General features: G+C 48.3%; 15 protein-coding genes and 1 pseudogene. 4 read left to right on the top strand and 12 right to left on the bottom strand.

The features are described 5' to 3' along the window. Nucleotides 1-6: 6 nt before the first annotated feature. The 5 genes from AC56AD_RS10750 to AC56AD_RS10730 all read right to left on the bottom strand — a co-directional run bounded on the left by AC56AD_RS10750 (nucleotide 7) and on the right by AC56AD_RS10730 (nucleotide 5568). Nucleotides 7-999 (bottom strand): hypothetical protein, encoded by a 993-nt coding sequence (locus AC56AD_RS10750; protein ID WP_012508810.1) that lies wholly within the window; start codon nucleotides 997-999, stop codon nucleotides 7-9. Then, entirely contained in the window at nucleotides 999-3734 is a 2736-nt protein-coding gene (locus AC56AD_RS10745; RefSeq protein ID WP_012508809.1) for a DUF499 family protein, read from the bottom strand. Before AC56AD_RS10745 ends, AC56AD_RS10750 begins: the two co-directional genes overlap by 1 nt. A gap of 512 nt (nucleotides 3735-4246) precedes the next feature. Further along, nucleotides 4247-4522: a helix-turn-helix domain-containing protein gene (locus AC56AD_RS10740; RefSeq protein WP_012508808.1), complete on the bottom strand. Its 276-nt coding sequence runs from the start codon at nucleotides 4520-4522 to the stop codon at nucleotides 4247-4249. Next, nucleotides 4515-4868, bottom strand: a complete 354-nt coding sequence (locus AC56AD_RS10735; RefSeq protein ID WP_012508807.1) for a type II toxin-antitoxin system RelE/ParE family toxin — start codon at nucleotides 4866-4868, stop codon at nucleotides 4515-4517. Before AC56AD_RS10735 ends, AC56AD_RS10740 begins: the two co-directional genes overlap by 8 nt. A gap of 442 nt (nucleotides 4869-5310) precedes the next feature. Continuing rightward, nucleotides 5311-5568: a hypothetical protein gene (locus AC56AD_RS10730; RefSeq protein ID WP_150085675.1), complete on the bottom strand. Its 258-nt coding sequence runs from the start codon at nucleotides 5566-5568 to the stop codon at nucleotides 5311-5313. A 307-nt stretch (nucleotides 5569-5875) separates the two neighbouring features. On the opposite strand from AC56AD_RS10730, the gene AC56AD_RS10725 reads away from it, so the two are divergent. Further along, nucleotides 5876-6370 carry an ATP-binding protein gene (locus tag AC56AD_RS10725; protein ID WP_223293902.1) on the top strand — a complete coding sequence of 165 codons (495 nt, stop codon included), beginning with the start codon at nucleotides 5876-5878 and terminating at the stop codon, nucleotides 6368-6370. 268 nt (nucleotides 6371-6638) lie between these two features. Here AC56AD_RS10725 and AC56AD_RS10720 read toward each other — a convergent pair whose 3' ends face one another. From AC56AD_RS10720 to AC56AD_RS10705, 4 genes are all read right to left on the bottom strand, one after another. Continuing rightward, nucleotides 6639-6935: a PDDEXK nuclease domain-containing protein gene (locus AC56AD_RS10720; RefSeq protein ID WP_223293901.1), complete on the bottom strand. Its 297-nt coding sequence runs from the start codon at nucleotides 6933-6935 to the stop codon at nucleotides 6639-6641. Beyond that, nucleotides 6863-7315, bottom strand: coding sequence for a DUF1016 N-terminal domain-containing protein (locus AC56AD_RS10715; protein ID WP_012508804.1), 453 nt, complete (start codon nucleotides 7313-7315; stop codon nucleotides 6863-6865). The genes AC56AD_RS10720 and AC56AD_RS10715 overlap by 73 nt, the downstream gene beginning before the upstream one ends. A gap of 134 nt (nucleotides 7316-7449) precedes the next feature. Beyond that, nucleotides 7450-7683, bottom strand: coding sequence for a hypothetical protein (locus AC56AD_RS10710; RefSeq protein WP_012508803.1), 234 nt, complete (start codon nucleotides 7681-7683; stop codon nucleotides 7450-7452). Then, the gene (locus AC56AD_RS10705; RefSeq protein WP_012508802.1) at nucleotides 7673-8146 is read right to left on the bottom strand and encodes a type II toxin-antitoxin system VapC family toxin; all 474 of its coding nucleotides are present in this window, start codon (nucleotides 8144-8146) and stop codon (nucleotides 7673-7675) included. Before AC56AD_RS10705 ends, AC56AD_RS10710 begins: the two co-directional genes overlap by 11 nt. A 404-nt stretch (nucleotides 8147-8550) precedes the next feature. Between AC56AD_RS10705 and AC56AD_RS10700 the strand changes: the two genes are divergently transcribed. After that, complete coding sequence (locus AC56AD_RS10700) at nucleotides 8551-8739, top strand: hypothetical protein (RefSeq protein ID WP_150085672.1); 189 nt, start codon at nucleotides 8551-8553, stop codon at nucleotides 8737-8739. Nucleotides 8740-8792: 53 nt separating this feature from the next. Then, nucleotides 8793-9458, top strand: a complete 666-nt coding sequence (locus tag AC56AD_RS10695; protein WP_012508800.1) for a class I SAM-dependent methyltransferase — start codon at nucleotides 8793-8795, stop codon at nucleotides 9456-9458. Here the strand turns inward: AC56AD_RS10695 and AC56AD_RS10690 are convergent. The 3 genes from AC56AD_RS10690 to AC56AD_RS10680 form a co-directional block, all read right to left on the bottom strand. Further along, a complete protein-coding gene (locus tag AC56AD_RS10690) occupies nucleotides 9395-9682 on the bottom strand; it encodes a type II toxin-antitoxin system HicA family toxin (protein ID WP_012508799.1) in 288 nt (95 codons plus the stop codon). The two genes, AC56AD_RS10695 and AC56AD_RS10690, sit on opposite strands and share 64 nt — an antisense overlap. Further along, the gene (locus tag AC56AD_RS10685; protein ID WP_012508798.1) at nucleotides 9683-9889 is read right to left on the bottom strand and encodes a type II toxin-antitoxin system HicB family antitoxin; all 207 of its coding nucleotides are present in this window, start codon (nucleotides 9887-9889) and stop codon (nucleotides 9683-9685) included. A gap of 89 nt (nucleotides 9890-9978) precedes the next feature. Further along, on the bottom strand, nucleotides 9979-10692 hold the full coding sequence (locus tag AC56AD_RS10680; RefSeq protein WP_012508797.1) for a class I SAM-dependent methyltransferase: 714 nt from the start codon (nucleotides 10690-10692) through the stop codon (nucleotides 9979-9981). 97 nt (nucleotides 10693-10789) lie between these two features. Between AC56AD_RS10680 and AC56AD_RS10675 the strand changes: the two are divergent. After that, nucleotides 10790-11863, top strand: a pseudogene (locus AC56AD_RS10675) (ISL3 family transposase); the annotation flags it as partial. Nucleotides 11864-11985: the final 122 nt, after the last annotated feature.

Below are 11985 nucleotides of genomic sequence, written 5' to 3'. Positions count from 1 at the left end.
GTTGTGTCAGATTTTTGAAATTTCTATCCAGGGCGAAAGCACCTCAAGCAGTGATAGTCCACCATGAGCAAGGGTTGGGTATCCTCCCTGGCTTCGCCATTTTCTGCGGCCAAGGGCGAGCAGGTGTTGGCCGTGCATGCTGTTGATGCTGACTGCTACGGGCGGAATAAATGGTCCGCCGTCATTTGCACCAGCAGAACTCCGCCCACTGGCGAAGGTTTGCTTGAGAAATTGCGCTACGTCACCGTCGGCGTCGGAGAAATGGCCGGTGGCAGCATAGCCGTGATCGGAGGTGATAACAAGCCTTCGACCTGTTGCAAGGCGTTCGACAAAGCACCAGAACTCTTTATCGGTCAGTTGCTCCTGGGCATCGTTGGCGAGGATTTCAAGGCCACGGCCCGCCCCGGCGCACTCATGGACTTTGCTGTCGGGCCATTGGTGCCAGAAAATCCAGTTCAGTGCGCCATCAATAAGCGACTGGCAGTCTTTCCATGGCATGCCGACACATTCGGTGCTGGCTGGCTGGAGTTTATGAGAGAATCCGCCACCGTTGTTTTGCAACTGACTGCGGGAATTGAAACCAAGCGCACGTGCAAATTCGTTGGTCTTGCCGGGTAGCTCAGAGGAGGTCGCTGCAACCTGATGCAGGGTGAAACCGTGTTCTTTTGCTCCCTGAAGAAGCCAGGGCAATTCACGAAGCGAAAGGCCATCGAGGATCAGCAGCGCTTTGGCATGGTAGGGTTCTTTCCACCAATGCACAAGCCGATCCGAGGTTTTTTCAACGACATTACTGAAAGTCTGCCACAGCTCCCATCCGCTCGTGGCAAGGAAGTGGTCGAATGCGCCTATTTCACGGTCACGGTTTATAATTTCACCGGGCAACTGAACGGCATCAAGTGACCTGCTGGCAATTTCGAGTGTGTTGGTCATGATGACTTGCCATGCCTCTTCAGGAGAGCCTTTGGTCAGGGTATGCAGGATGTCGGCATTGATTGCCATCAATTCTCCTCCTTTTCAAGCTGGAGTTCGAATGTCATGCCGTCCGGGAGTTTCTTGAGGAGTTCTTTGAGCTGCGCACCGGTGGCTGCCGAAATTTTAATGGCGACTTCGGCTACCTTTGTGGCCGGGCCGATGCCCCAGCTTTCGAGCTTCCCAATAAGATTAAGCGATGAGGTCGGCGGATTGCTTAATGGAATACGCGGTCTGGCTGCACCGGCTGAAGTGCCGGTACCAAAGATAGTGGATGGTTGTTGCCCTATGCCACCAACCACCGGGTCGTTAAGGGTGTTTGGCGGGTTTTGGGTTTGAGTCTCATCACCAAAAAGAGTTCCGTCCAATGATGATGCGGATTGCGTCTGAGACGAGCCGGATGTGGAGGGCACTGCTGATGGCAACATGAGGTACACTTCGTCGAGTTGACGACCGGTATAAGAGAGTTTCGGACGAAGGCGTTTCCATGAGGTTTCATCGTCTTCACCGGGACGGGTCTGGAGATATTCAAGGCCACGGAGGTTGATGGCGATTTTGCCTTGTGAACAGAGGCGAAGCATGCGCTCTTTCATGGCTGTTTCGCCAAGCCAGGGTATGCAGTCTTGCCCTGCCGGACGCGGTTCCTGAAGTTCCCGGAGAAGTTTGCCGACTGAATTGTTGCCTGCCGCTGCCTGAAGCACAAGGTTTTCGAAGTCTTCGGGGACGAAGAGATCGGCGACCATGGTTTCTTCAATACTTTCGGGTATCAGCGATCCTTGCTTTCTGAGCGGTTCGACGATGAAAATACACTGAGCGGGATCGGTAAAGTTCCAGCGATGCAGGACGGCAAAGCGGTCGAAGCGCTTTTTAAGGTTGTCACGCAGTGTGGTTTCAAATTCTTTATGGAGTTTTTTGTACTCGGTATTCTGGGCGCTCCATTCAAGCGCTTTCATTTCTGCCCTGGCAAGAATGAGCAGGTCACGGTCTTGAAAGGCGTTGGTTGTTCCTGCACGCGGGATGAGAAATCGGACGGTGTTCCGTCGTTTCTGGAGATGGGTTTTAAGCCAGTGCCCAAGCTGCCTGTCGATTTTTTCGGGTTCTTCCGGCAAGACAAGAATGGGCAGGCGTTCATCCCATCGTTCCGGATTTTCGGATTCGTCAAGTGAAGACCATGGGTCTGACTGCCAGGATTTCGGTAACGCTATGACGCGAAATGATTTGGCCACCTCCTCACTGCCACTGATTACATAGCGTAATTGCCGGGCGAGCTGGATTTGATCGGAACCGTCGGTAAAGAGACGATCGTTTCGTGCGCAGGCCATCAGTTTGGCTCGTGGATTTTCATCTTCACGAAAGACCAGTCGGGCGCCTTCCTGATGGATGTTGAAGCTGTTTTCGACAATGGTTGCCAGTTCGACCTGGAAGGCATTGTCATCCACGGGCCTCGTGCGGGTAATATCAACTTGTAGTGTAGCCGGTTCTGCGCCTGCGAGGGTGCCGACAGCTATAGAGCGGAGCCACATTGCCCCAACTATTTCCTGAAGGTGCGGAGCGCGGAGGACGTGGTCGCTGACGGCTTCGGTGACGGAAATAATGTTCTGCTGGGCTTTTTCGCGCAGGGTTCGATGATGTTCGTTGGAGACGGAGTCGAGCAGGGCGCCAATACCTGAGGTATCATCGTCAAGAGAGAAATCGGCTGCGGTGAGTACTGAAGAGCTTTCGCCCCGACTTTTATAGAGATTGGCGAGAATGCGAATCATGTCGCGGGTTTCCTGGGCGTCTGTGGCAATCAGTACCTGTTCTTCGAGCAAGCGAAGGAGATGCGGAGCAAAGGGCCACGATTCTGAAAACTCTTCGCGCTTCCGGTCATGCTCGGCAGGTGGAATATCGAGAAGGCGGAAATATTCCGAAACATGTGAAGCAAGCAGAGAAGCTATCGATTCTGCTGAGATCTGCAACCGGTTGTCGAACAGTCGATGCAACAACATCCGGCGGCGATCCTGCTGGATTCGTTCGGCGTTACCTCCGGCTTTAAAATCTATGGCAATAGGGTTCACCCGATGCACCTGCTGATAGGCGTCGCTTCCTCCGTTTCTTACCGATATGACGAGCACAAGCAGGTCAGGGCGCTCTTTGGCAATTTCGGAAAGTATCTGGATGAAGTTGAAGGCCCAGTTTTTCCAGGGGTATTGCTTGGTATTGGTAAGACCGTCGAACCAGGTCTGGAATTCATCGAGCAGCAGCATTACGGGGGTGTGCTGTAATAATTCGATGATGAGTTCATCGGATGGAATGTCTGTTTTTGCTGCTCCCATCCCCTCCCATTTCCCTTTGATGAAGGTGCCGTGAGGATGACGTTCCAAAAGGAGGTCCCAGAGGAATTTGTAGCGCTGGCGGTGCAGACTTTCGCCGATAACGAGCATTCCGTCGCGGAGGGCGATATTGCCAATACCCGGATCACCCAGTGTTGTAGCCCATGCATTGAGCCATGCGTGGGTTGAGGCTTTGTCGCATACTGCGTGATAGAGGGCGGCCAAGAGATGCGATTTACCGAGGCCTCTCTCACCGATCACCACCACGGGACGGCCTTGATCGGGGCCTATAGCTTCGATACCTTTAAGAAGGTCATGCGTCGGGTAGGTGATTTCGAGGAATTGCTTTGCCGCTATTTGAGTGGCTCCGGTGTTGGAGTCGTTCGAAAGTTCAATAGCAGTGCCCTTGAGACGCCTGCCACGAAATTCTGAACGTAAAGTTAAACCAAGCATTCTTTGTTACCCTTTCCGTTGATATCCTGCCACTGTGAGGGATATGTATTCAATTTCTTTGTTCAGAATGAAACGGTATGATGCAATGTCTAATCGCTCGTTTATTGCTGAAAAACCGCTGATTTCAATTTGGATGATCCACAATTCTTTGCCCAGAGCTGTCGGGCATTTTTTCAGCCATTCCTCAATATGATCTTCTTTCCCGAAGCAGTGCTTTGAGAATGAGATGGTGGCAAGGGATGTAATCCTGTTGTTATTTTAGTGTTAATATAACCTTTGCTTTTAAAAAGGGAGCACGTCGCTCGAAATATTTCTCTTGTAATACAATTTACTCCTCTGTATAGGGGAGCGACTGTTTGTAGGTGTTTTGGCTGCTGATGGTGCGGGGTGCGAAATGTTGTCAGGCTACCAGCCATTTTGTTGCCGCTGCGAGGGGCGGCAACCAGCGGCGAGCGAAGCCGGGTAGACTGCTTTTTATGCAGCGGCGGGTGCTGTGCTCGGCGGCGTTTTTACTACAGAATAGAGACGTGAACTTTTTTTCCCAGTGCTTCGGCATAGTGATGCAGCGTGGAAAGCCTGATATCCTCTGAATGGTTTTCAATTCTTGAGATTGCCGATTTTTTCGTATTCAGCTTCTCGGCCAGGGCTTCCTGTGTAAGCCCTGCGTTTTTTCTCGCTTCTTTCAACAGCACTCCGATCTTGAACTCTTCGTATTCGTTATCAAAGGTTTTAGCAAATTCAGGGTCAAGGCTTTTCCGTTTTGCAATAGCGCGTTGTAAGTCATCCATTTTGTTTCCTCCTGAGATAGTCTTTCTTTCTTTTTTCAGCCAGTTCGATTTCTTCTGACGGGTTTTTTTGGGTTTTCTTTGCAAACCCATTTGTAAGAATCACCAAGTTTCCATTATCAAAAAATCCGAGCAACCGGAACGCATTGTTTCCGTGTGCCGCCCGAACTTCCCATATTCCATCTGTGTTTTGCAATTTCTTGAAATACTCTGTTGGTACAGACGATAATTCCTTAACCAACTTAAGAACCCAAAAAACCTTTTTTGCCTCTTTTGTTGGAAGAGATTCTAAAAATTCCTCGACTGGCTTTTTGCCATTTGCGGTGATGAAAAATTCGATTGTTCGCATTGTTGATGTTAACAATATCGTGAACATTATACAAGCTTAAAAAGTGTCAAACATAGTGAACATTGTTTGAGAGTTTTCACTCCAGCGGGGAATAAAACATGCTGCCCCTGGGGTGGACAGCGCTGAAACAAAGACCTTCAAAATGCTGGAGAGCGTCGCGGGCGCTGTGCGGCAACCAGCCACAGAGCTTCAGGATCAGGGGGGCAGGCGGCGGCAATGCTCGTGCAAAGCCGCAAGCGTCAGGCAGAGAAGTAAATAATAATAACCAAAGACTGAAAAAAAAGCCCGGAACACCCTGAACCAATACTGACATCAATCTCACCATGGAAAACAGAGATGCGTGCATAACGCGACTACCGCGCTTCGTTTAAAGCTTCCGCTGAGATGGCTTTGCCCGCCGCTGTTTGCCGCTGCATTACCGAAACAAGCAGCTTTTCCCACTTTACTTGCTGGCTTTGCGGCCTGCACTATGCCGCACCTTGGGTGGACAGTGAGCTGCGAAGGCGTCGCGGGCGCTTGATGTGCTGCTACGCCGGGCAGTGAGCGGGCAAGCAGGCAGCAATGCAATGCTCATGCGCTGGCGGGTGGGGCAAGCCGGAGGCGCGTAGCGAAGCGGAGAGGCAAGCGATGCGCGCAGAAAGAGCAGTTGAGCGCCTTGCTTGCTGCTTGCAATTCCGGCCCTTATGCTGCACGCCTGCAATTACCATCTGCGGAGTGAACGTGGTGAACATCGTGAACATTGTTTGAGATTTTTCACTCCAGCGGGGAATAAAAGTTCGGGATGCAGGGCAGCACTATTGATTTCTTGTTCGTGACGTGGAGCGGGGGAGGCCTTCAGATGATCCAGTTCGATGCGGAATGATGTGAGTTTGTTATTTTTGGTATACTCTTGGGTATATTTTTATAATTGATTCTGTTTAAAGCCTTTAAAATCAGCTATTTTCGACTCCCGCCATCTCCACAAATGGCCCGTATTGACAATTGTCTGTACGGGCTTTTTTGTTTCCTTGCTGACAAGTGGGCTGACCATGGAAGAGATGCGCCAGGGTAATGTATCACGCCGCCGCAACCCATTGATTGCCGACCTTTTCCGCCGTATCCAGATGGTTGAAGGGTGGGGGCGTGGAATGCCGCTCATTTTTGAAAATGCACCGAGCGTGCAGTTTCGCCAGATTGCCGGTTTGTTCATAGCAAGTTTTGAAAGGCCCTCTTTTGTTGAGGATTTCGTACAGGGCGAAGTTGATACTACAGGAAAGACTGTCGATAAGACTGTCGATAAGATTGAGCTGACCGATAAGGAAAAAGATTTGTGTGATTTGGTTCGCCATCATCCAATCATCACTCAAAAAGGGATGGCAGATCAACTTGGTCTTACCGAACGAGGTATTCGTTACCTGACCGACAAGCTTCAGAAGCAAGGTGTTCTTCAAAAAATCGGGGGCAAAAAGTCTGGAAAATGGGTGGTTATTGATTCGACAAAATCAGGGAGTGCTGGGGTATGAGTTCTGATTGGAAAACTGTTCGCTTGGGAGATTTCGTTGAAATTAGGCATGGTGGGCCATTCAACAGTGCATTTTTTACAACAGATGATAGCCACTTGTCATTACCAACAGTTGTAGCAATTGGAAACTTTAACGATACCGGTGGTTTCCGGTTTAATGAAACACTGATAAAGAGTTATACTTTAATGAATTGTGTCTTTTTTACCGCTTATCTGCAAGATTTTTCAGCACGTATTTTTTCCACTCACTCATCTCCCACCCCCTCATTTCAGCTCATCTCTTTCTCAATCTCTTCAATACTCGGTAAGCTGCCCTTCAGATTCTCCGGCAGCGAGCGTGTCAGTTCGTATTCCGAAACTCCAATGGGTTTACGGATATCCCTGAGAGCGTATTCGGCAAATACCTTGTCTTTACTTTCACAGAGTATCAAGCCAATGGTTTTTTCATCGGTTGCATGTTTCAGCAGATCATCCACAGCGGAGCAGTAAAAATTTATCTTTCCGGCATATTCCGGTTTGAACTCACCTTTTTTGAGTTCGATGACAATGAAACAGCGTAACCGCAAATGATCAGCTCAGTCTCCAGTTCCCGCTCGGCAAATGGTTCTGTCAGTGTAAGGAAATCAAAAATATAGGGATCTTTCAATGCCTGCCGTACCAGTTCGGATTGTGGCATGGCCAGCGTTTTGCCGAAGTTGTTGGCCAGTGAACCCTGACGGCTATACTGGTCGCTTTTTATCATTGCGGCAAGGGTATCGCGGTTCCAGCCGTTTTTTGCAGTCTGCTCCATGTACCAGAATCGAACCGGTATATCCTTGATTTTTTCAAGCAACAGGCAGTGATGACCCCAGGGAATACCTGCAAGCAAAGGCTGCTCCGGTAATTTTGCCACAGCCTGTGGCAAAATTGTCTGGGAGGCCGGATACTTTCGATAAAAGGCAATCATTCTCCCTATATTAAGGTCTGCTGGGCATAAGAGAGCGCTTCATTGCCCACAATGCATTTGGAGATGATCGAAATGGTATGTCATAAAGGTAATTGGCCAAAAGCTTGTTGGCCAATTGTATCTGTTTGAGGGTTCTAACTATCCCTCCCTTCACGGATACAATCTACAATCTCTTTCGTCGAAATTTGAGCGTTAATGGTTGGGACAGATAATGATTGAAGTATTGGCTCGCGATTAACCAACTTTGCGGCGCACTTTTTTTCCGCCTCTTTGATTGCTGCAAAAATACGGTCAAGATCGTTACCATATCTCGCCGCATGGGCGCTTCTAACTCTACGGATTTCTTCTACGATTGGATCATCTTTCATTGATTAACTCCTCTGGGGAACAAAGTATTGGACTGTGAAAATTCAACCGATGAACAACTTGAGCTATTTTATCTCTCATGTTTGCATTATTTATGTGCTTGAAATTCCATGTAAGCAGAAAATCTATACCTTGCACAGCGGCAATACTGATATGTAATGCATCTTCTGCGCTTGAGGCAGGAAGAGCATTTTCTCCAATTAAAGCCTTGGCTAATGCCTTCGCACTATCTGTAGCTACAAGCACGGGGATATTTTCAACGATTGCCAACCGATTACTTGCAGCCTGTAGATCGCCAGTTCCAATTTCCTCTAACACCAATTCTGAAATAAAAACATCAAAGAGATCCCTGTAGGTCTCCCACCATTCAATAGTGATCGCTTGTCGCGCAGATGTCACTACATCCCTGCTCGGACGAGCTGTGATATAGCTTATGACAGATGATTCTATGTAAACGGACTTCATGCTGCTTGTCGGAATGATGCAAAATTAATAGAGACAGAAAACAACATCATGGCTTATCATCTCGGCTTGTACAGATCAGTCTAAACCGGCTACAATCATTTTGAAATATAGCTTTTTTCGTCACTTCCACCATCGGCTTACTCATTGCTTGCATAAGGGCTCCCGGAGAAATCCTCTTCCGACCTCGAGTCGGTGACGATCCCGGAGGTTTTTATTGTCCAAGCTTGTGAATTGTTTACGCATACCCCAACTCCTTCAAATACCATGCCAGCTCAACAGTTGCAGCATCCCGTTCTTTCAGAATGCTGTGCAATGGCTGGCAGCTTTTCTTCCCACCAGGCAGCAAGGCTTTTTGCAAATTACAGGTGCCTGCTTTTCAGTCCGAGGCTTGCATCCAGAATGCCGTGAAAGAGCATGTTGAGCTTCCAGGAGAAGAGGGCGGGAAGAGAAAAATGCCACTGAATGCTCTTGTCAGCGACAACCGCCAAACAGAGCGCATTGCTCCATGCCGTGATGATGCGAGGTTAAAATTGTTTGAAAAAAACTTGTTTTTACGTAGCGTTATTGGTCAGGCAGATTTCGGCAGGCAGTGAAGTCTGGAGCATCTTTTTTTATCATCTCATATCAGAGAAGGGGAGGTGAGGGTATGGCTGAGTATGATCAATTTGCCAAACAATATGCATCGGGTACAGAGGATCTGGAGCAAAGGACCAGAAGCCATTTTTATGCCGTATTGCCTCAGTTGAAAGGGAAGCTGGTTCTTGATGTTGGGTGTGGTTGTGGCCATGATGGGGCATACTACGCCTCACAGGGAGCAGTTGTTTATGGTATGGATATCTCCGAGCAGGAGATTGCAATGGCTCAAAAGAGAGAGTGCGGAGTTTTCGAACAAGCCCCTATGGAGTCTATCCCGCATGAATCTGACAGGTTTGATATTGTTACCAGTCTCTATGCACTTCAGCATACAGAAGATGTACCACATGCTCTTCTGGAAATGGTTCGTGTGACCAAACCTGGTGGGGTCATTGCCATTCTGACCAAGCATCCGTTTCGTAATTTGCTTGAGAGTTATGTTAATGACCGCGTTTCAGACTATTATGCCAAAAGAAAGGTTACCTCTTATATTTTTAACCACTCGATAAAATTGGTTGAAAACGGACATACCATGATGGACTATCTGGCTCCATCGGTGTTGCAATCAGCTACGCTTGAGTTGCTTGAAGAAAAAACAGATTTTCCGGCAAGCGATCAGGTTATTTCCGGCTTGACATACCCGACGTACATGATTTTGAAATATCGGAAGGTTCTCTGACGTGGACAGGAGTTGATGATGGTGCGGTTTCGTATGAGGGTTCTCGAAGAGGTCTTGAATTGTACTCTTGCTGTTTCCCTATGATCCGGTACCGATAAAGTGACCAGTTCATTTTTTTTGGTCATAATGATATGGCTGCCATTTTGCCTTGCGACTTGCCATCCAAGGGATTCAAAAACATGAACGACTTCTCGTCCACTCAGTATAGGGAGTTGAGGAGGCATTTATGCAGCAACCTCTATTTGTCGGGTCTCAATTGTCAACGGTATGCCTTGCTCTGCCCTGACCAGAAGGCACTGGTGAATTGCATCTGCAATGTTTACAAGGGCTTCATCCTTTGTTTTTCCCTGACTGACACAACCAGGAATACTTGGGCACTCCACAATCCAGACGCCATCTTCATCCCTGTTGATTGTTACACTGAATTTCATCGTTTGCTCCAACCGTTTTTATGGCAGTTAATTTATCTCAAGGTAATGAGATTTTCTGAAATTGCTGAGCGAATGGAGTGAATATGACCTCATCGTTTTGTAAACACCATGACAAGTCCGGAGTTGTGCTCCCTGCTGAATGGTGTTTTATCGAAACCGGCATAGATGCCTTCCGTCGTAAATCCTGTGGCTTCATGCCTTTGGCGGAAGCTGTCTGCGGTAAGTGGATAGAGTATCGCTTGCTCGCTGAAAATTTTATGGTTATCAGCCTGAAGCTCGACTTCAAAAATGACCTCTTCGGGCGAAATATTGGGATAGCGACGATAAAAGGAAACGGAGCCATCCCCGACGGTTTTGACCGGAAAGCGGTATTCAGAAAGGGTGAGCAGATAATCCCAGTTTACGGTCTGAAAGATCCAGCATCCTCCGGGCTCAAGAGCAGCATAAACCTGGCTCAGAAAGGCGGAAAAGCGCTCGGGTGAAAGGTGGGCTATAACATTGCCGATGGAATAGATCAAACGGAACGATTGCTTCAGGGAGGCCAGATCGGCAATGTCCATACACTGAAACGCAACCAATGGGGAGGTTGCAGTCGCTGTGGCAATCATCTTCGGATCGAGATCAATTCCCGTTGGGAGGAAGCCCTCTTGCTGAAACTTGCTGCAATAGTGACCTGGCCCGCATCCGGCATCAAGCACGGTGCTTCCTGGCTGAGCGGCATGTTCGCGAAGGAAAAGATAGACCTCCTCACGGAATGGAAAGAGCTGTTCATACCAAACGGCAAATTCGGAATAAAAGGACATGGTCGTTTTTTATTAGCTTTTTTTGGGCTCTCCGCATAATTTAGTGGAATGATGGGATAAAATTGTAGACTGCAGTATTTCAATCCTAACCACCAAGATGCAAAAACTAACCGAGCATTACCAGCAATTACTGGGATTTCCTGCCATCTGGGAGGTCGATGATGTCAACCTTTCCGTTTCTGGTCTGAAGATAGAAGTTCACCTCCGTTTTGTAGGCGATGAAGTAATATGCCCTCAATGTGGGGTGCGCGGGAAAGCCTATGACAAGGCCCCTGAACAACGTTGGCGGCATCTTGATACCATGCAGTTTGAAACCATCATCATAGCACGCATTCCCCGTTGTCAGTGCGAAACGTGTGGTGTGAAGACCATAGCAGTCCCTTGGGCGGCCCCCCATTCCCGTTTTACCCTCATGTTTGAAGGTTTTGCCGTTGCTCTGCTCCAGCACTGTTCCAGTGTACAAGCGGCCTCAAATATACTCAAGCTTGATTGGCATGCTGTGGATCAGATTATGAAACGTGCTGTAGAGCGAGGACTTCTACGCCGTGAGCCCGATGATGTAGTGCATGTAGGTATGGACGAAAAAAGCTTCAGGTCGGGCCAGAAATACATCACCATACTCAATGATCTTGATAAAAGCCGAGTACTTGATGTCATTGAGGATCGGACACTGACAGCAACGAAAAAGCTGTTAGGAACCCTTTCAAAACAACAACGAAAGGCAGTTAAGTCGGTATCGCTGGATATGTGGCAAGCCTTTGCAACAGCTACACATAAGCTCCTTCCTGCGGCTGATATTGTTCACGACCGGTTTCACATCAGCAAATATCTTAATGACGCAGTTAACAAGGTTCGGCATCAGGAATCACAGGAACTGAAGAAAGATGGGGATACAAGGTTGGTTGGCTCGAAATACACCTGGCTTCGAAATCCCGAAAAGATGACCAAGAGCCAAAAAACACGGTTTAACGAGTTGATAGCATGCGAATTTAAGACCGGTGTGGCTTGGGTGTTGAAGAATATCTTTCGTGATTTCTGGAACTGCTCATCAGGACTGAGGGGCGAGATATTTTTCGCGTACTGGTGTGAGTTAGTCGACAAGACAAAACTGAAGCCACTGATAAAAGTGAAAGATATGATGGAACGTCATAAAGGGAACATTCTCAATTACTGTGCGCTGTAGCCAAGCATTATAAGAGATGAGGGAAGTCCCCTCGCATTCGGCTTGCAGGAGCAGGGTGCAAACCACCGTAAGCGGCATTAGTCAAAAGCCCTTGTCGTGAGCGTTACGGA

It is taken from the genome of Pelodictyon clathratiforme (assembly GCF_982375515.1).
Note: the sequence above shows the minus strand (reverse complement) of the source record. Positions and strands in the feature narration are given on the sequence as shown.

Bases quoted from the DNA above. Each gene is read 5' to 3' on its own strand.
- AC56AD_RS10695 (WP_012508800.1), top strand. From the start codon at position 8,793: ATGGCTGAGTATGATCAATTTGCCAAACAATATGCATCGGGTACAGAG.
- AC56AD_RS10735 (WP_012508807.1), bottom strand. From the start codon at position 4,868: ATGCGAACAATCGAATTTTTCATCACCGCAAATGGCAAAAAGCCAGTC.
- AC56AD_RS10745 (WP_012508809.1), bottom strand. From the start codon at position 3,734: ATGCTTGGTTTAACTTTACGTTCAGAATTTCGTGGCAGGCGTCTCAAG.
- AC56AD_RS10740 (WP_012508808.1), bottom strand. From the start codon at position 4,522: ATGGATGACTTACAACGCGCTATTGCAAAACGGAAAAGCCTTGACCCT.
- AC56AD_RS10715 (WP_012508804.1), bottom strand. From the start codon at position 7,315: ATGATTGCCTTTTATCGAAAGTATCCGGCCTCCCAGACAATTTTGCCA.
- AC56AD_RS10690 (WP_012508799.1), bottom strand. From the start codon at position 9,682: ATGCCTCCTCAACTCCCTATACTGAGTGGACGAGAAGTCGTTCATGTT.
- AC56AD_RS10685 (WP_012508798.1), bottom strand. From the start codon at position 9,889: ATGAAATTCAGTGTAACAATCAACAGGGATGAAGATGGCGTCTGGATT.
- AC56AD_RS10680 (WP_012508797.1), bottom strand. From the start codon at position 10,692: ATGTCCTTTTATTCCGAATTTGCCGTTTGGTATGAACAGCTCTTTCCA.
- AC56AD_RS10705 (WP_012508802.1), bottom strand. From the start codon at position 8,146: ATGAAGTCCGTTTACATAGAATCATCTGTCATAAGCTATATCACAGCT.
- AC56AD_RS10750 (WP_012508810.1), bottom strand. From the start codon at position 999: ATGGCAATCAATGCCGACATCCTGCATACCCTGACCAAAGGCTCTCCT.
- AC56AD_RS10710 (WP_012508803.1), bottom strand. From the start codon at position 7,683: ATGAAAGATGATCCAATCGTAGAAGAAATCCGTAGAGTTAGAAGCGCC.